Origin of the sequence: Bacteroides hominis (assembly GCF_033042785.2) — a bacterium.
Lineage (GTDB): Bacteria > Bacteroidota > Bacteroidia > Bacteroidales > Bacteroidaceae > Bacteroides > Bacteroides hominis.
The window spans coordinates 1,431,425-1,450,696 of record NZ_CP178829.1; the positions used below are offsets into that span (position 1 = coordinate 1,431,425).

The window sequence follows — 19,272 nt, forward strand, 5'->3', positions numbered from 1 at the left end:
GTCATTATTCACCACAGAGTAATACAGAGTCCCATAGAGCGAACTTGATCTATTGATAACTACTGAATATTTATCTGTGTAAATCAGTGTAATCTGTGGTGAATACGAGTTCCGGCACACCCCATTTCGTCCGGTTGCCGGTTTATAATGAATGATCTGCCGGCACCTCTTTCCCCGACCAGGCTTTCAAGTTGGTCCATTCGGCGGGAGGAGCTGACCAAAAGGCATCGTCAGCAGGTAATCCCAGTGGTAAGAACCCGGTCAGACACAGATAAGTACTTCCCGTATTGATGTAGCTTTCCGACATTCTTATCTGATTACCGGAGAAACCTATCCTTAACCAACCGTTTGCGTCAAAATTGTCGGCTGACCGAAACTGATTTTCAATGACCTTGGTCATTGCACAACGTACTTGGGCGGGAGCAATATGTTCGGGAAGCAGATGTAGTAGGGCAGCTTGTCCTAACGCATGAAATACTCCGGTACGATACACGATAGACCGTCCGATTACCGGATAAGTTCCTTCCGGTGAAATAAACCGTTCCAGCTGTTCGGCATAGCGTTCCAAGCGTTTCTGCTGTACTTTCAGAAATTCAGCTCCCGGCATCCGGTGCTTTTGCATGACGATTAATATGTCAGTTAGCATGGGGTGAATCACAAAGCTGTTGTAATAATCGAGATGGAAGTCAGCCCCGTCACCGTATTGGGCATCTCCCTTATACCAAAGATCCCTGAACTTGCGTACTCCGTAGTTAAGGCGTACCGTATCGCACTCACCGGTGAATTCTTGCAATGCAGCCTCTATGATAGAGGCAAACAGCAACCAGTTGCTTTCGTTGGGTTTAATGGCACGGCTTCGCTTCAACTCCGTCACTACCCGCTTGCGGGCAGGTGCAGAGAGATTACCCCATAACTGTTTGGGGGCGCGCAGCAATCCTTCTGCCAGGAATGCGGCATCTACCAAGGGCTGCGAAGGTTCTCCGAAAATCAGGTAATCGGGTGAGGAGGGGTTAACGGCATTGCTGATTCCTTTTACAGTCAGCTCGATGTATTTCTTGCGTAACTGTCCTTCCGGCGTATCGTCCGCTCCCAATTCCAGCCATGGAGCCATGCCGCAAACTGTACGTCCTACTGCTTCCAGATAAGAGAAACGTTGCCGGTCGGGGGCAAGCGATTGGTATGGCATTCTTTTCTTCAGTGTTTCGTTAGCCAGATTACTGAGTACCGGATTGGCCAGGCGGACAAGTGTCTTTACCCAGACATCCCGGTCGGCAGTTCCTGGCCGGCACTGTGCCCAAAGACAGGGGACTGCCGGCCATCCTCCGGCCAGCAATCCCCATACAATAATTAAGATGATCCGTTTCATTGAAGCGATCCGTCTTCTTTATATTCCACTACCACTACGTCCGTAAGTGGTTTTTTCCCCGGAGTAGTTACACGGATGGTATTTTCTCCTGCCTTCAGTTTGACACCTTTCCATACAACTGTTGAGTAAGTGTCTGCTTTTTGTTTGCCACAACTGACACCGTTTACAAACAGTTCGGCTTCCGGGGCAGTGGTGAATGCCATGAAAGTCTGCTCCGGTTGATAGCGAAGCCTGCATCGCTTCTCTGCCAAGTAAATCATCGGCTCCTGTTTGTTCCAGTTTGCTTTATAGAAGTAGTAGGAGTCTTTCTTCACCTTTCGGTCGAAGGTGACGAGACCTTTGTCATTAATACCCGGGCGGTCACCTTCCGTACGATGGGCAGCGCCGAAGTCGAACATGTTCCAAACGAATGTACCCCATACGAACGGACGTTCGGCTATGATTTTCCAATTCTCCATATGATAGTAGGTCTGCCAGTTTTCAGGGTGCCACCATCCCGAAGCGGACGGTTGCCTGAGCGAGTCCTGCTGGTGGTAGACACTGGCTCCTGCCCCGTATTCACTGATGCCGATACGTATTTCGGGATATTTCTCGTGTGTACGGTCCAGAAAGGTTGCCAATGTTTTCGGAGTACTTCCATACCAACCATCGTAACGGTTCCAGGCAATGTTATCGGTAATGAAGTTCAAATCACCGTTCTGGTTGCTGGCGGAAGTTGTCGGACGGGTAGGGTCTTCCTGTTTCGCCAGTACATTCAGTTCTTTGATATACTCTACAGGATTGTCCCCGACTTCCTTCAGTTCATTGAACAGGCCCCAGAAGCAGATAGAGGGATGATTGTAGTGCTGGCGAATCAGTTCGATGAGTTGCTGTTTGCCATTCTCACGGAAGGAAAGCTGGTTGACAAAACCTTTATCCGCATATCCTCCGGGACCGACAAACGGAATCTCAGCCCAAGTGACGATACCGTGCCGGTCCATCAAATCGTACATATAAGTTGCCTGCGGATAGTGTGCCAGGCGGATGGCGTTGACTCCCATCTCGCGCATCAGTGCCACATCTTCTTCATGATGCTGGGGACGGAGTGCGTTACCCACTTCGGCACGATCCTGATGGCGGCATACCCCATGAAGTGGCAGATGCTTGCCATTCAGGAAGAATCCTTGAGCCGGATCGGTATGATAATAGCGTAGACCTAATGGCTGTGTTACACTGTCGATCTGTTTACCGTTCTTGTGGAGGCTGACAGTGACCTGATACATAAACGGGTCTTCACAACCATTCCAAAGACGTGGTTTTTGAATCAGTAAAGGAAGCTGTTCCTGAATATCGGTCCCCTGTTTCAGCGATATGCTCCGGTTTTCTTTGCAAATCACTTTAGAGCCGTCCGTCACTTGGATCCGAAGTTCGGCCGCTCCATCGGTTGCTCGGTTGGACAGGTTCACTTTGGCACATACTTTTGCTTCTTGGGCGCTGACGGCTTCCTGCACCAGATAAACTCCCGGTGAAGCATAATCCAGAGGCGAGATGCAAGTCTCGTCCGTAATCAGCAGATGTACATCCCTGTAGATTCCCCCGTAAAAATTGAAGTCGCCTACGAGTGGCATTATGTCCAGTTGCTCACCGTTATTGGCACGTACCAGAATGGAGTTCTTTTCTCCGTATTTCACTAAGTCTGTGATTTCGAATATAAAGGCTCCGTATCCGCCCCGGTGTTCGCCAATGTGTTTGCGGTTGATGAACACGTTGGCTACACTGTTCACACCTTCAAAGCGAAGAAACAGGCGCTTGCCTTTCCATTCGGGACGAACATATAGAGCTTTTTCATAGTTCCCGATACCCCGTTTGTAGTCTGTTTTGCCGGCAAGCGCATCTTGTGCATTCCAGGTGTGCGGCAGGTCTACCCTGCGGGTGTCTCCCTGTACCTGATGCGAGAAACGGAAATTCCAGTTATTGTTGAGTAGAATATCCTGACGCTGGGCGTGAAGGGAGAGAGAGAAGAGAAGTAGGAGAAGAAAGGGGATTAAATCTTTTCCTCGGCCCCTCCGCCATAAGGAGGGAAAATAGTTACATTTCTGCTGTTTCATATGTTCTTGATTATGTATTGATTAATGATGTTATTATTGAGATCATCTGTATTTCCCTATCCGTTTTGTAATACGTCCGCTTTCTCCGGTCCGCCCGGTTCGGGAGTTTCTTGTGGGTGAATCACATCGAAATAATAGATGCCTTGTTCCTTCAGATAGTCCAGGAAGGACGGCAACCGCATGCAGAAACGGCTCCAGTCTTTTGCGCCGGGTGAAGTCCATGCCGATTCTGCCAAGGCTATCAAACGCGGGAAGGTCATGAAATCCAGTCGTTTGGCATCCGCGATCCGTTCGGTCCAGAGTGTGAATTGCATACCCAGTATCTGATCTTCGTATCCTTTAAAGAGATGACTGACCGGTTCGGGAAAAGCGTAGACATCTTGCAGCGGATTGAATCCATCCCAATAGCGTCCCACTTTATGTGAGGCATCCTGTACGAAATCGCCATACAGCGGACGGCGCGGAGTCAGCACTACCTGATAGCCCTGTTCAAGTGCTTTCAGCAACTGGTACTTGCGGTCGTGACGCCACCACATTACCAGTGCTTTCGAGGGGGAGATACCGGCATCCACTATTTCGTCCCAACCGATCATCTTCTTGCCTTTGGCTGCTACCAGATCGGCGGCACGGCGGATGAAGTAATGCTCCAGTCCGGTTTCATTGACCAGCCCTTTTTCCTTTATGAAGTTCTGGATATCCGGATCTGTGAACCAGTTCTGGTTACCATAGTGCACTTCGTCACCTCCGATATGGATATAGGGAGCCGGAAAGAGAGCGGTTATTTCATCGAGCACATCGCTGATAAAACGATAAGTTTCTTCTTTGCAAGGATGGAATGTGAAATGCTTCCAGCGTCCTTCACCTCCCCCCGATACCTCCGGATAGGCACGGCAGACTGCCGTGGCATGTCCCGGCATATCGAACTCCGGAATCACCATAATCTGGCGTTCGGCTGCATAGGCCACGATCTCCCGGATGTCGTCCTGTGTATAGAACTGCGGAGCTGCTTTGGCATCATGCCAATTACCGACGGCTCCTATCTCCGTCAGCTTAGGATATTTTTTGATTTCAATGCGCCATCCCGGTTCGTCTGTCAGATGCCAGTGGAATACATTGAGATGGAGCCTCGCCATCAAGTCGAGGTATTGTTTTACTTTCTCTTTGCCGAAGAAGTGGCGGCTTTCATCGAGCATAAATCCGCGCCATGCGTAGCGTGGCGAACTGTAAATCCGGCAACAGCGGATTTTGCCCCGTCCGTGCTGTGCCAGTTGTCTGATGGCCTGGCCGGCATAAAATGCGCCTTTCTCAGAAGTGGCATCAATGAAGATAGAATCCGGCGTAATTTCCAGTTGATATGCTTCATCCGAATATGCTGTACCGATGGCAGGCAGAGACTTAGAGATAGTAGTTCGTACACACTCAGCCGAAACTTCGTCATAAGAGAATGTACCCTTATGTGTCTCTATCGCAGAAGGAGCGGGGAATAGCTTTTGTGCTTGTAAGCCTTGAAAAGCAAATAGAGCAAGAAGAAGAAACTTTATTCTCCCTCTTGCTGTATTATGAATGAATAATGGTCTGTTGGTTCGTTTCATCCTATGTCTTTAACTTGTTAGCATTCCTTTTTACTTAAATACTTCCATTATAGGCCTTCCGATCCATACTTGTGGCTGTTTCAGTTTGAAAATGGCAGCCACGGTAGCGGCTACGTCAAACTGCATCATGCTGGCCTGAATCTCATGCCCTTTCCTGATATTTTTCCCCGAGATGATGAACGGAGTCTCCATCTCCAGCATTGTCTTTCCTCCGTGCCCTTTATTGATTCCGCCATGGTCGGATGTTACTATAAAAATCGTTTCATCCAGCATTCCGGCTTCTTTCACCGCGTCAATCACTTTGCCGATGTATCCGTCTATTTCTTCAAGCTTCTGGTAATAAGCCGGTGTGTCATGTCCTTCCTTATGTCCTACATGATCCGGATTATCCCAAGCGATAAGTGTCAAAGCCGGCTTTCTCTCTTTAATATACTTCACGGCTGTTTCGCATAGTTCCGTAGGATGTTTTTCGTAGTTAATCCCTTGGTTGTATTTGTTTACTGCCAGCGTATCTACCAGGTATTTGATGCCGATCCATTCGTAGAGAGTGCCAATTTCAGCTTTCGGGTCAGCTTCGCGGAGCAATTGGAATACAGTTGGAAAAATGCCATCTTTACTTAATTCTTTCGAAGGAAGATCCGGAGTGCTTGAATTCCAAGTCGTGTATCCGTGTAGCTCCGGGCCTGCTCCCATGAACATAGATGCCCAGTTCACTGCACTGGACGAAGGGAGTACAGAGCGTTTGGTCAGTGTGTAAGAACCATCATTCATTAATTGTTTGATATGGGGAATATTCGCTTTCTCTACACTGTAGGAACCCCAGCCGTCCAACCCAATCAAGACTACATGTTTGGCTTTCCACTTGCTGCCGGCATGGCAATTGGGAACTATCGTTAATAAACAGATAATTAAACAGGCTAATTTAAACACTTGTGTTTTCATGATACTTTTTTATAATAAAATTATTTATCTAAATCTTTTCTACGCTTCAGGGCTTCCAGAAAGTAGTAGTCTGCATAGTTCAGAGGTACGTCGATTTCACTATTATGCGGAATACTGCCTACGCTATGCATCAGGATAAAATTGCCGTTAGTGCCCAATGTGGCCCGATAGTCAGGTGAGGCGAGACTATGCATGATGCGGTCTGCATATTCCCTGTAGGAAGCGGCATCGGGGACGTCATATGTGCTGATCTCGTACAGGGCAGAAGCGATGCAGGATGCGGAAGAGACGTCCCGGGGTTCATCGGGTATATTGGGTGCGTCCATGTCCCAATAAGGTATTAGGTCTTCGGGCATGTGCGGATCATTTTTCATCCTATTGAATGTTTTCAGTGCCTGATCCAGATATTTGCGGTCTTTCGTTTCACGATAGCAAATAGTGAAGCCGTAGATGGCCCATGCCTGTCCGCGTGACCAAACCGATTCATCAGCATATCCTTGTGCTGTTTGTTTATGGCGTACGGAGCCGTCCGAAATATTATAGTCCACTACGTGATAGCAACTTCCATCAGGACGGAAATGCTCGGAAAGAGTACGGTCGGCATGTGCTACGGCTACTTTATGGAAAGTGGAATCACCGGATAGTTTGGTTGCTTCGAACAGAAGTTCCAGGTTCATCATGTTGTCAATGATAACCGGACATTCCCAGCCTCTTTCACTTTGCCAGCTATTACCCTTTACATCCCAGCTTTGAATGACTCCGGCATTGGGGCGGAAACGCGTACAAAGTGATTTGGCTGCCTGTACCATTACGTCTTTATATGCAGCTGTATCGGGAGCGAGCCTCAGGCCGTTACCAAAACTGCAATTAATGATGAATCCTATATCGTGATGCCAAGTCAGGTGCTCGGCCGGGCGGATGGCTTCAGTATATTTTCTGGCCAGTGGGAGGTAGCTGGTGTCACCTGTCAGTTCGTACAGATACCAGATGCTACCGGGAAAAAATCCACTGCGCCAATCGGCATATCCGCAGTAATATACAGATCCATCTCTATTGAGAGTTACAGGATTGAGACATTTTCCGCTGGCCTCGATGGTGTCGATGGCCAAACCGAGTTGTGCTTTGGCAAATTCTACATTTTCTGTTATAAAAGACGGTACTGTGGGTTTGTGGCTTGAGCAAGCCACACATATCATTGCGCAGGCTGCTCCCAATAAGGGTTTTAAGTTCATGTTTTATTGTTTTTTTATGGTAAAAGAATAATTTCCTGTTTTATAAATGTTTGTTGCTGTGAGTGTAATGCGACAAATCGATTTACCCCATACATTGGATAGCCGGGGATCTGTTAATGGGATTATTTCTGTTTTCACATCGAACAGTTGTTTATCATATTCTATGACGGCTTTCTTTCCTTTTACTTCCAATTGAATTTTTCCCGGTATTTCCGTACACACCTGCCCCCATGTCATGAAATTGATTTGATTGGGCTGTTTGGCTGTCTTCAGACGGAAAGAATCTGAAATCCGTAATTGTCCTTTCTGAAGTGAATAGGAACGTATCCATGATTCCACTTCTGCTTCGGCCGGATAGGCTGTCGCTATATTGGCTGTGAATGTGTTTTTCCTTTTGTCAGCTTGTACTTGTGTTGCTTTATATGTTGCTCCGTATTTCTGGGGGACGCCATTAATCAGGGGGAGATTGTGATAATTGCTCTGCATGGTCCAAATGGTGTAGCGATCCTTGCTGAATGTCTGGCGTGTATAAGTCCCTACTCCGGCATCAATAAGAAAAGGAGTTTGGTCTATCCAGAATGAGAAGGTACCTGCGTCATTATGATTATGGCTTTCGTCGTTATATCCTCCTTTAGCGGCCAGGAAGTTTCCTTTATTGTCAGTTATATAGCAGAATTCGGTTTCCGGATACCAGGAGAATGGGGGAGTCAGATGTGCCGCTTGAGTTTCTTTTAGTTCGTTCGCAATTTTTATAGCAGCAAGCGTACGGTATATATCGCGTCCGGAAGGAAGCTTATTGGTGTTAATCATAGCAGCGAATCCTTTCATTTCGTTACTGTTTACAGCCTTGCCATACCGGAATATCAAGGGAGCGTCTCCACTGCTTTTCGCCGAGGCATCAGCGAAATTAACCACCCATCCTTTGCCCACGTATGAACGTGATATATATTCGCCCATATTCTTTATCATGGGATTATCGAAGATGGAGACAGTTCCTCCGGTAACGGCTGACAGTAATTCCAGATAATCAAACATTTTTCCTGCGGCATGTCCCCAGTAGGAGGGACCTTCCTCACATGCACCGTCGGTATGGGTATAGTTGATGAATTTATCTACCGAAACCATACTGCGGTATACTGCCTTCGCTAACATTTCTTTATCATTTTCAAGCAGCATAAAACACATTAAGGCGTTGCTGTTACACCAAGGATTCCAGTTGTTGACCATCATTCCCGGTTTATAGTCCACTGCCATCCACCAGAAGTGATCGTTATTCATGTAAGGATCCAGTATACGCTGTTGGAGCGTATGCCGTAAACGTTCGGATATGGCAGGATTGAGTTTGTCAAATTCTTGATGCATGTAATAATAGGTCCATGCGAGTAAAGAGCCCAGGTCACCTGCTGTCAGGTCTATGATGTTTTCTTTAAAATCGGGTAGTGAGCGGTGAGACTGTTGTGCATTCAAATGGGCGGCTAATGCCCAGGAAGTCATCTCGCAGGAATGATATACACCGTTGATCAGCTGATCGATAAATCGTCCTTTCCCTTCTGCGAGTTCAGCGAGTAGCAGGTCGGCTATGGCATTGTTATTGTTGGCGAAGGGAGTTTCCATAACGCTACGGTTGCCGCTGCGTTCAAATTCCATATAATCAGTAGCTTTCACAACCTGCCATTGATAATTCAGCTGCTTCTCTCCGCGAAGGATACATTCATTCTTGAAAGAGCCTAAAAAAGTGTCCCATCCGGTTCGGTCGGTATAGGCAGGATAAGTGACCCATTGTTGATTTAATATAAGCACTTCCTGCAAACTGCTTACGCTGGCTTGTTTTTGAAGATAGTTCCGTTCTGTATAGCTGAGGGCTCTTACAGTACAGCATAGCAAGAGAGTGAATATTAATAATTTCTTCATCGTAATAAAATTAAGATTTTAACGTAGGCAAAGTAACAAAATTTATTGCTATTTCATCTTACTAAATGGTTCTTAATGCTATATAAATTTTCTATTTTAGTTGGATATTTGAGGGAGTCAATCCTCAAAAGAGGAAAAGTCGATAAGAGAGTTTATTTAGAACTTTCTTTTCAGATGGAATAGAGGGCGTGTGTCGAAACTCATCACAGAAGACACTGAGTAACACAGAGTGAATTTTAAGTCATTGATTATCTATGTTGATAATCTGTGATAATCCGTGTAATCTGTGGCGAAAAGAGTTTTGACACACCCCTTTGGTTTATAAGAATCAGTAGCTTAAACGTATTTGTTTAATTCCAGCCCGAGTTCTGAGTCAGTGATTTATTCATATCAGTTTCATGTTTTGGGATTGGCCATACATAATATTGGTCTCCTCCCCATGTATAAGGATAGGTGACAGTACCCCATACATCTTTCATCCCGGCTGTACCATCAGCATTATTAAACTTACTTTCTTTCCATGTTTTCCAACGGAGTTCTTCGTAAAAGTCAACCCCTTCACCCGCTGTTTCCCAGCGGAATTCATTCTGGATGCGAATGCGCATATCTTCCTGTCCCTGGACCATAGTGGCAGTATTGCTGTTCAACAGTGCAACACCGGCACGTTGGCGTACTTTATTCAACCATTCGATGGCCTCGTCGGTTTTACCCTGCTCATTCAATGCTTCAGCCAATCCTATGACGACAGTTGCGTAGCGGATAATTGGCAGGTCAATCGGAGATTGTTCGCGATTGGTCATTTCACTTGAACCTTCGGCAACAAATTTGCGGAACAAATAGTATAAATGGCTCTGGGTGTCAGTGCGTAAGTCATAAGGATAATCGGTGTCGGCACCATAATAAGGCCAGCGTGAAGTGAAGGTGTGGTCTACGCTGTTTCCGGAACCATCATATGTAGCATATGGAGTGATGACAGTCTGGGCTAAACGAGGATCTCGGCTGTCATAAGCAGCTTTAATACGGGCCTCGTTTCCTGCCGGCAGATAGAATGCTTTTGCCTTGTCACTCAGCTTTTCCAGACGTCCGTCTACTTTTGCTTTTATTTTTTTTACCATATCGTCCAATGCCTCTTCCGTACCGTCAAAGCCGATTTCGCGATACTGTGCTTTTACTGTTGCCGGATCAGTATTACGCAAGAAGAATACTTCACGGTCTTTAATATCTAAGCTTGAGAACCCCGGAATGTATTCATCCCAGTTAAATTTACTGCCGTCTATATTTTCGTAGGTTTCTACAAAATCCACACTGGCCAACATGGTGTTCCAGCAAGAACCAAATGTAGTACGGCCGCCATAACGGAAGCTCATGGAATTTCCGTAAGTGCTGCCATTGTTATCGATACACTGCAAAGAGAAGATAGCTTCATCACTCTGTTCATTAGCTTCCTTGAAGAGTTGCTTGTAACCATCCTGAAATAATGAATGTCCCAATTCACCTACTTTACGGAAATCTGCTTCCGCCTTACTCCATTCTTTGGCCCACAGATAGATTTTGCCACGCAGTGCATAAGCCACTGATTTGGTGACATGACCCCATTCTGCTTTACCGGCAGCGATACGGTCGGGGAAATTCGGATCATTTATTGCGTCGGTTAAATCTTGTATGCAGAAATTCCATATATTCTCTTCGCTTTCACGTGGTTTGTCTGCTTGATCAAGTTCCATAGGCGTATCATAATAAGGAACACCCCTGAAGACTGCATTCAGCTTGTAATAATAAAACGCACGCAATACTTTTGCTTCGGATAATAATTTACCTTTTACGCTTTCACTTATCGGTGCGTCGGGTAGATGTACAATGGCATCATTGGCACGATAGATACCTGCATAATGTTGTTTCCAATAGTCTGAGAATATTCCGGAACCGATAGAAGCTGTACCGGCCAGCAGTGGATAATCGTTGTCGCGACAGGTTGCACCCACGCTGAATGCCTCCATTAGATAAGCCTCTTTTGCCACATACCCTTCGCGCAGGGTGGCGTAGATAGAGGCTACTCCCATAGTACAAAAGTTTTCATTACTCCACATACTGCCCGATGATGCTTTATCATATGGCTTTGTATCCAGTAAATCTCCCTGGCAACTGCTTATAGCAATTGCTGTGGCTGTTAATATGAATAATTTATTTAATAGTTTCATAAGATTTCAAGATTTATTTAGAATGTTATATTGGCACCTATTGCAATTGTTCTAAACGGAGAATAGCCCATACCGGTAGCAGATTCCGGGTCTTGGCCTTCAAATCCGGTAATTGTCAGCAGATTTTCAGCTGAAACGTAAACACGTGCATTCTGCATAGCGATTTTTGAAACCCAGTTTTTCGGTAGAGTATAACCTAAAGACAGGTTCTTCAATTTGATATAATCACCTTTGTATAGCCATAAAGTTGTATTTCCATGACGATTTTGTACATAGCCGTCTATATAAGCCATACGCGGATATTTCGCATTGATGTTGGTACGTGGATCATCCGGATTTTCGGGATTGTAGAAATAATGGTTTTCGGCAATCCGTTGTGCGATGGTGCTACCCCATTCTGTAGATGCGGCATTATAGCCAGTGGTTGCTCCCCAGTATATGCTGAATCCGGCAGCTCCCGCCCATACCATAGAGAGGTCGAATCCTTTCCATGCGGCAGAGGCCTGAAAACCGAAATTGTATTTGGGCTTATTGGATGTTTTTTGGAAAGTATAGTCGTTATCGTCACCATATACTCCATTATTATTGGAGTCGGCATAGATGTAATCACCATACCAGATCTTGTTTTTGGCAACCGTCTTGCCCGGTTGAAATTCATATCCGGCTGCGATCATGTCTTTTACCCATGTCATATCTTTTTCTGTACGGATCATACCGGTCTTAGGTCCTCCTTGAGGATTTACGCTGCCATCCGCATTGTAGTAAGAGCCATTGCCATGATAAACGTTCCGTAAATAGTATTCATTCATCATGCGGCCTTCAACAATGGGGGTTGTGCCACCACTGGACACTTTACCGATATTATCTTCCCATTTACCTCCGGTCAGTTTGTTACTCGGATCTTCTACCCATGTTCTTTCATAAGAGCCGTTATAGGCATCTATATTGCTTTTGTTGTATGAGAAGTTGCCGTTAATGGAGTAGCTTACCCCTCCTATGTTATCACGCCATCCCAGTGATAACTCAACTCCCTTATTGCTCACTTTGGCGAGGTTCTGACGGGGGGCAGTCATTGTTCCGAATACATAAGGAATAGTTGGGCGGTATAAGATACCGTCGGTTTTCTTCTGATACAGGTCGGCACTTATGCTCAGACGGTCCTTTAATAAATTAACATCAACACCAAAGTTGACAGAGGTGGTAGATTCCCATTGCAGTAAGCTATTGGCGATGGCACCCATATACAGTGCAGAATTTAAGGCATTTCCAAATACTGCGTTGGTGGTACTGTATACCGACATGTATTCGTAGTTACCAATTTCAGAGTTACCTAATTTACCCCAAGATGCACGGATTTTCAGGTTATCCAGCCAGGCACGGGTATTTTCCATGAAGCTTTCTTCTGAGATGCGCCATGCACCTGATAAGGAAGGGAAGAATCCCCAACGATGATCTTTATGGAAGCGTGAGGATCCGTCATAACGGAAATTCGCCTCAAATAAATACCGGGAATCATATGCATAGTTCACGCGTCCGAATACAGAACGTGTGGCATAATCCTGGGTTGCACCTTTGGTACTTGTCATTTCGGTTGCTTCATCAAACTGGTTCAGTGATTCGTCGATCAAGCCTTTCTTTGCGGCATCTACAGTATAGTAATTCTTGTAGAATTCCTGATAACCTAACAATGCGGATACGTCGTGTTTCTGAGCAAATGTGTGATGGTAGTTTAACAGGTTTTCCAATGTATAAGAATAATTGGATTCATAACCGAAACTTGTGCTTAATTGAGAAGGAGGAGTGATACCATCGACAATTACCCCGTCACTGAAACGTGTCTGATAAGCGGGTACTCCCCATTGGCGGGTTTCGTAGATGTAACGGTTGTAATTGAAGTTGAAATCCCAACTTAGATCTTTAAAGAACTTGACCTTACTAAACAGGGTCGTGTTGAAACGGTTGTAGCGTTTGAAGCCATCATTCCGTGCCAGTTTATATAGTGGGTTATTGGCTGTTGCACGTTCGTCCGGACATTCCGGGTAGCCGAAACTTCCGTTCCATTCAGGATAAGTACCGGCTGTAGATTGTCGGAGGAAAGTATTGGCATTGCTAAAGTCACCCACTTCACGGTCCATTTGTGAGGCATAAGTGCGCGTACCTAAAGTCAACCATTGAGTTGGGTTGGCTTCAATATTGGCACGTACAGAGTAGGTTTTGTTGGCTGTATTGTCTACAATACCTTCATTATCCTGATAACGGGCTGACAATAAGAAACGAATTTTGTTGGATCCTCCTGAAACCGAAAGATTATGTTCGTGTATCATACCTCCTGAGTATAGCTCTTTCAGCCAGTTGGTATTTGGGTATGCGATGTAATTAGGAACACCGTTTTCGTTTACTCCATTGGGATCTTTTGATTTCTCTCTCCACAAATCGATATACTTTTGGTCAAAAAGAGTTCCGGAGCCAACATTTTCGCAAGATTCGTTCATTAATTCCATATAATCCGCATAGTTGCTCATAGTTTCTATCATGCGTGTCGGGCTGTTGAAAGAGACGCGTCCACTATAGTTTACCTGTATCTTGTCGCGATCGCCGCTTTTTGTTGTGACTAAGATGACTCCGTTGGCAGCACGGGCACCATAAATAGCACAAGAAGCTGCATCTTTTAGAATAGAGATATTTTCTATGTCCTGAGGGTTAATGGCATTCAATGAACCTTCCATGCCATCGATGATAATCAAAGGTGAGGCATTATTCATTGTACCGTTACCGCGTACCCGTAGGGTTGTGTTATCTTCTCCCGGCATTGCCGAGCCTGAACTGGCTTGAAGTCCTGGACTTAGACCGGCTAATGCCGAAGATACTGTCGTAATGGGGCGTGATTTAGTTTGTTCTTCAAAATCAACGGAAGATACGGCACCTGTTAAATTTGCTTTCTTCTGTGTGCCATACCCTACCACTACTACCTCGTCGAGTGTTTTGCTGTCTTCTTCCAGTTGGATGTTGAAAGACACCTGGTTGCCACTTACTTTGACTTCTTTATTGAGATAGCCGATGTAAGAGATTTGCAGTGTTGCGTTGGACGGTACTTCGAGACTAAACTCTCCGTTCAGGTTTGTGATGACGCCAATAGTTTTATTACCTTTTACAATGACGTTAGCTCCGATAATCGGTTCTCCATTTGCATCTTTTACAATACCTTTAATCGTTCTGTGCTGTTGGGGGACTGCTGTGATCGCATCTCCGTTTTCAACTGTCTCTTGTGAAGAAACAGCCCAGGCACTACCGCTTAAAAGCATTATTAACGATGTACTTACAAGTACCCTTTTAGAAGATAAGGGTAGCAAATGTAATTTGCTTTTTCTCATAATACTTTAGATTGAGTTAATAAAAGTGTTAAATACATCGCAAAACTACGGTAACTGATCTGATCCGATGTGATACTTTTATTCTCAATAGGGGCACTAATTATTCAGAGCCTATTGGGAAGCTGTCCTAATCCGTGTTTTCCATATGGTTTTATGTACAAAATTTTGTGATAAGATGCTAAATTGAATAGGAATCTTGGGCATAATTTGTTCTTTTTCATGATCCGTATACTATTAAACTTTACAAAAAACAAATGAAAGAATCGGACTATGTCGTGAAGCAGACCTCTCTATGCTATTTTTGTTCGCAGTATAGGCACTAATTGTTCTTAACTCAGTAGAAGTTCCAGAAGAACTTTGGCGATGTCGTTGGAGAAAGAACGTATTGAAAAGGAACATATTGAAGAAATGAATCAAGCTAAATTACGATTCTTTACCAACGTGAGCCATGAGTTCCGTACTCCTTTAACTCTCATTATAAGTCAGGTAGAACTTATGTTACAGAAGAATACAATACCTCCATCTTTGCACAACAGTATTTTCAGGATAAGGAAGCATGCCCAACAAATGAAACTCCTAATCTCAGAATTACTTGACTTCCGGAAATTCGATCAAAACTATATCCAATTAAAACTATCGGAACAAAGTCTGAATACATTTTTGGAGGAGGTCTATCTGTCTTTCTCAGCTTATGCCTCTCAAAAGTCTATTTCTTATCATCTGAAGCTACTGGAACAGGATGTATTTATTTGGATAGATGACTGGCAAATGAGAAAGGTTCTGTTTAATCTGCTTTCGAATGCTTTTAAACATGTTCCGGATAAAGGAGAAATAAATATATTGACCTCTACTACGCCGGATCAGGTAATTATTGCGGTTAAAGATTCCGGAAATGGCATTAGTAAAGAAGAACAGGAGCGGATATTCGACCGTTTTTATCAGGCGGACAATCGGAATAAAGCGATTCATGTTGGCACTGGTATCGGACTCGCATTAACGAAAAGTATTATTCAGCTACATCATGGTACAATTGAGGTAGAAAGTGAGTTAAATGAAGGAAGCTGTTTTATTGTGAAGTTACCTAAAACTCGTGCTTGTTTTGAAAAGGATACTGAAGTCGTTTTTCTGGAATCTCCAGAAAAAGAGCCTATGATACAAGAGAGTACCATACCGGATGAGAACTTTATGGAAAAGGATGATTCTATGTTCGAAACTCCCTTGATAGATGGGCGGGAAGGGAAACGGAAAGTTCTGTTGGTAGAAGATAATGTGGAACTTCTGCATGTACTCAAAGAAATATTTTCATCACTTTATCAGGTGGTGACGGCAGCTAATGGCGAGGAGGGATTAAAACAGGCTTTTGCAGAAGTTCCCGATTTGATAGTGAGTGATGTTATGATGCCGGTAATGACAGGAACGGAGATGTGCCTGAAAATAAAGAATAACATAAACCTGTGTCACATTCCGATTGTATTGTTGACTGCACTTGACACTGTAGATCAAAATATTGAAGGACTACGTCGTGGGGCAGACGACTATATCACCAAGCCATTCAATGCAAAAATCTTAATAACCCGTTGCAATAATTTGATCCGTAACCGCTTGTTGATGCAAAGCCGTTTTGCTAAAGATCAGATTTCGGAAGTCAACCTGTTGGCTGCTAATCCGATAGATAAAAGTTTCTTGGATAGAGTAATCAAAGTGGTAGATAAGTATGTTGATAATGAGGATTTTGATATTGGTATATTATGTCAGGAACTTGGAATGGGACGGACGTTGTTGCACACAAAATTCAAAGCATTGACAGGAATGACACCCAATGAATTTATTCTAAATCACCGATTGAAAAAAGCATCACTGATGTTGAAGAACGAACCTTATTTGCAGGTAGCAGAAATATCCGATAGGTTAGGTTTCGGTTCTCCGCGCTATTTCAGTCGTTGTTTTAAAAACCAATATAACGTTACTCCGATGGAATATCGCAAAGGAGCTAAACAGGAAAATCTTAAATGACCTAAGTTAATAACATCTGAAAGTAAATTTATGCTCGTAAAGAAACTATTTAATCAATATGGACTCATGGTCTATTTAAATAGCCGGATTAAAAAGAATCTGATGATAGGTGAGAGAAGAGGGATTTTGCCGTAATATCGCCAAAGTTCTTCTGGAACTTTTTTCGCGCCATATAAAGTAGGTCACTGAAATGCTGATGGTGATGTAACTGAGCCATGCCCACCAAGTAAGATACCAGGGAGTGCTGATATGTATCTGTAATAAGATTTCTTGTGCTTTGCTCATTTTCAGCGAGTTGCCTTTTTGGCGTACGTGTAGCACGTAGTCTCCAGGATCCAGATTAGTGTATTTCAGGCTTGTTTGTGAGGTGAGTGACCATTGCTTGTCAAAACCTTCTAACTGATACTCATACCAAGTATTATTCAGTATATCCACATAGTTGGAAGAAGCAAACTCAATAGTCAGGTTATTTTGAGCGGCATTTAGATTTACTTCCCGGACAAAAGGGAGCCCTTCTGTCAGTATACGACTTTTGTCATCCGGACTTATCCGTGCGTTGTTGACGGATAAACTTGAAAAATAGAGTTTAGGTTTGGGATATTCTTTGTTCAGGTCTTTCTCCAGAAAAGAACTAAGCCCTCCTGTACCCCCGATAAATATTGTATGATCACTACACATCCATACACCACAACCATTAATGATGGATGAGAGGGACAGTCCGTTATCCAGTTCAATGGAACGGAATGATTCGGTGGTTGGATTAAATAGTGTGATACCCCGATCACTTGTGATAAGTATGTTATCTGTCGAAGTCTGTAGAAGATTATAGCAATAATTGCTAAGTAGTTGGTTCTGTTCGGGAGTATAGTTGATGCAGGTCTGAGTTTGTTCGTTATAGCAAAAAAGTCCTGAACCTAAAGTGGCGATATAAAGATATTGATTGTTACCTTTCAAAATCTTGCTGATGCCGAACTGTCCAATGGATGCAGGCAGGCTGAATGATTTAACTTCTTCGGGGTGTTTCAGGTTTATACTATATAAGTTAGTACCTGCCGACAACCAGAGAAAGCCTTTGGGGTCAATGGTGAAAGTTTGATAGTAATATCCGTCATAAAGCAAGCGGAATTCATTCGTATCGGGATTCATGGAGAAAACTCCGTTGCGTGCGGAAACGATTAGCTGGTCGTTATAGAAAGATACTTGGAAAATAACATCATTGGGCTCTTTTTTGCCTTTCGTGGAGTAATTGAGGTAGTTGTAAAAACGTCCTGTTTTGCGGTCGAGCCGGGAAAGACCTCCCATATGCGTACCTATATATAAGCAGTCTCTTTTAGGGTCGTAACAAATACTCTTCAGATTGTTGTGGGGCAGAGAGTTGGGTCCTCCGGCAGTGTAAGTCCTGAAATGCCCCGCTTGGCGGTCTAAACATGCCAATCCGCCACCATCGGTGCATATCCATAGGTGATGATCTTTGTCCTCGGTCATGGCCCCGGCGAACGGGTAGTTGAGACAGTCACTGCGATCGGGATTATAAGTGTAGTAATTGAATGTGTTGTTATCCGGGTTGAAGTAGTTGACTCCTCCATAATAACTACCTATCCAGATAGTGCCTTGTACATCTTGATAGAGCGAAAATATAGAAGAATGGCTGAGTCCTCCCGGGCGTTGTTCTTGCTTGATGAGGCTGTAGGTTTGGGTGTGTGGATCATATTTTTGTAAACCGTCGAAGGTTCCGAACCAGATATTCCCTTGCTGATCTTCAACAAATTCACGTATTTGTTCACTGGAAATGCCTTTGGGGGATGAGGGGTCATAAGGAATGCGGCTAATTTGTCCGTTTCGGTTGATATGGTATAGCCCTTGTGTACGGCAACCTACCCAAAGTTCCTGACTGGAACTTTGGAAAATACGGTAAACATCTACTTTGGGGATCAGGCATTGAACCGCTCCTTTATTTTCTGTCGTATATAGGCCTTCTTTGGCACCGATATAAAATCTGTTGCCATCTGTCATCAGATAGTTGATGGATGGTATACCTGTTTTTTGCTGAAAATCTAATTGATTGTTTTGGGGATTGTATCGGAAAATAGAGTCGTGCCCGGCACACCATATCTCACCGGCATGAGATGTTAGAGCATAGACAGAGCCTTGACGCAGACGTTCGAAAGTCTCTTTACGAATATCGTATTTCAATAAAGCACGATCAACAATTAAAAACACATCTCCGTTTTGACTTCCAGTAATGGCGCTCACCTCATTCCCTATCAGAACTCTCTGATCCGGTTGATTCCCGTTCTGGATCCATGCTTTATAAACCGTCATCCTATCACTATTGTAGATGTTGACCCCTTCACGTGTACCAAACCACATTCTACCCAGTTTATCTTGATAGATAGCCATAACAGACGATTGCGAAAGACCTTCTTCTCTACCTATGTGTTTAAAATATCCGGCGTATGATAATTGAACGATGAAAATGCCGATAAAAGAAAAGGCTAATTTGTGTTTATTCATAGTTATTCCGTATTTATAAACGCAAATATATAAATAACAGATAGAT

The 19,272-nt window shown here is 44.1% G+C and carries 10 protein-coding genes; 1 reads left to right on the forward strand and 9 read right to left on the reverse strand.

The window, feature by feature from the left end:
- Positions 1-142 precede the first annotated feature (142 nt).
- The 8 genes from R3O62_RS06145 to R3O62_RS06180 all read right to left on the reverse strand — a co-directional run bounded on the left by R3O62_RS06145 (position 143) and on the right by R3O62_RS06180 (position 14,699).
- Positions 143-1,366 (reverse strand): DUF2264 domain-containing protein, encoded by a 1,224-nt coding sequence (locus tag R3O62_RS06145; RefSeq protein ID WP_005779152.1) that lies wholly within the window; start codon positions 1,364-1,366, stop codon positions 143-145.
- Positions 1,363-3,453, reverse strand: coding sequence for a glycoside hydrolase family 2 protein (locus R3O62_RS06150; RefSeq protein WP_005779150.1), 2,091 nt, complete (start codon positions 3,451-3,453; stop codon positions 1,363-1,365). Before R3O62_RS06150 ends, R3O62_RS06145 begins: the two co-directional genes overlap by 4 nt.
- A 56-nt stretch (positions 3,454-3,509) precedes the next feature.
- A complete protein-coding gene (locus tag R3O62_RS06155) occupies positions 3,510-5,045 on the reverse strand; it encodes a beta-N-acetylhexosaminidase (RefSeq protein WP_032531074.1) in 1,536 nt (511 codons plus the stop codon).
- Between the two features lie 30 nt (positions 5,046-5,075).
- Complete coding sequence (locus R3O62_RS06160; protein WP_032531075.1) at positions 5,076-5,987, reverse strand: alkaline phosphatase; 912 nt, start codon at positions 5,985-5,987, stop codon at positions 5,076-5,078.
- Positions 5,988-6,007: 20 nt separating this feature from the next.
- Positions 6,008-7,219 (reverse strand): glycoside hydrolase family 88 protein, encoded by a 1,212-nt coding sequence (locus tag R3O62_RS06165; protein WP_005779145.1) that lies wholly within the window; start codon positions 7,217-7,219, stop codon positions 6,008-6,010.
- A gap of 3 nt (positions 7,220-7,222) precedes the next feature.
- Positions 7,223-9,130, reverse strand: coding sequence for a heparinase II/III family protein (locus R3O62_RS06170; protein WP_005779142.1), 1,908 nt, complete (start codon positions 9,128-9,130; stop codon positions 7,223-7,225).
- Positions 9,131-9,480: 350 nt separating this feature from the next.
- Positions 9,481-11,328: a RagB/SusD family nutrient uptake outer membrane protein gene (locus tag R3O62_RS06175; protein ID WP_032531078.1), complete on the reverse strand. Its 1,848-nt coding sequence runs from the start codon at positions 11,326-11,328 to the stop codon at positions 9,481-9,483.
- Between the two features lie 17 nt (positions 11,329-11,345).
- A complete protein-coding gene (locus R3O62_RS06180) occupies positions 11,346-14,699 on the reverse strand; it encodes a SusC/RagA family TonB-linked outer membrane protein (protein WP_005779139.1) in 3,354 nt (1,117 codons plus the stop codon).
- Between the two features lie 363 nt (positions 14,700-15,062).
- Here R3O62_RS06180 and R3O62_RS06185 point away from each other — a divergent pair, with 363 nt between their 5' ends.
- Positions 15,063-16,712: an ATP-binding protein gene (locus R3O62_RS06185; protein ID WP_296184517.1), complete on the forward strand. Its 1,650-nt coding sequence runs from the start codon at positions 15,063-15,065 to the stop codon at positions 16,710-16,712.
- Between the two features lie 75 nt (positions 16,713-16,787).
- Here R3O62_RS06185 and R3O62_RS06190 read toward each other — a convergent pair whose 3' ends face one another.
- A complete protein-coding gene (locus R3O62_RS06190) occupies positions 16,788-19,226 on the reverse strand; it encodes a two-component regulator propeller domain-containing protein (protein WP_317472432.1) in 2,439 nt (812 codons plus the stop codon).
- Between the last annotated feature and the right edge of the window lie 46 nt (positions 19,227-19,272).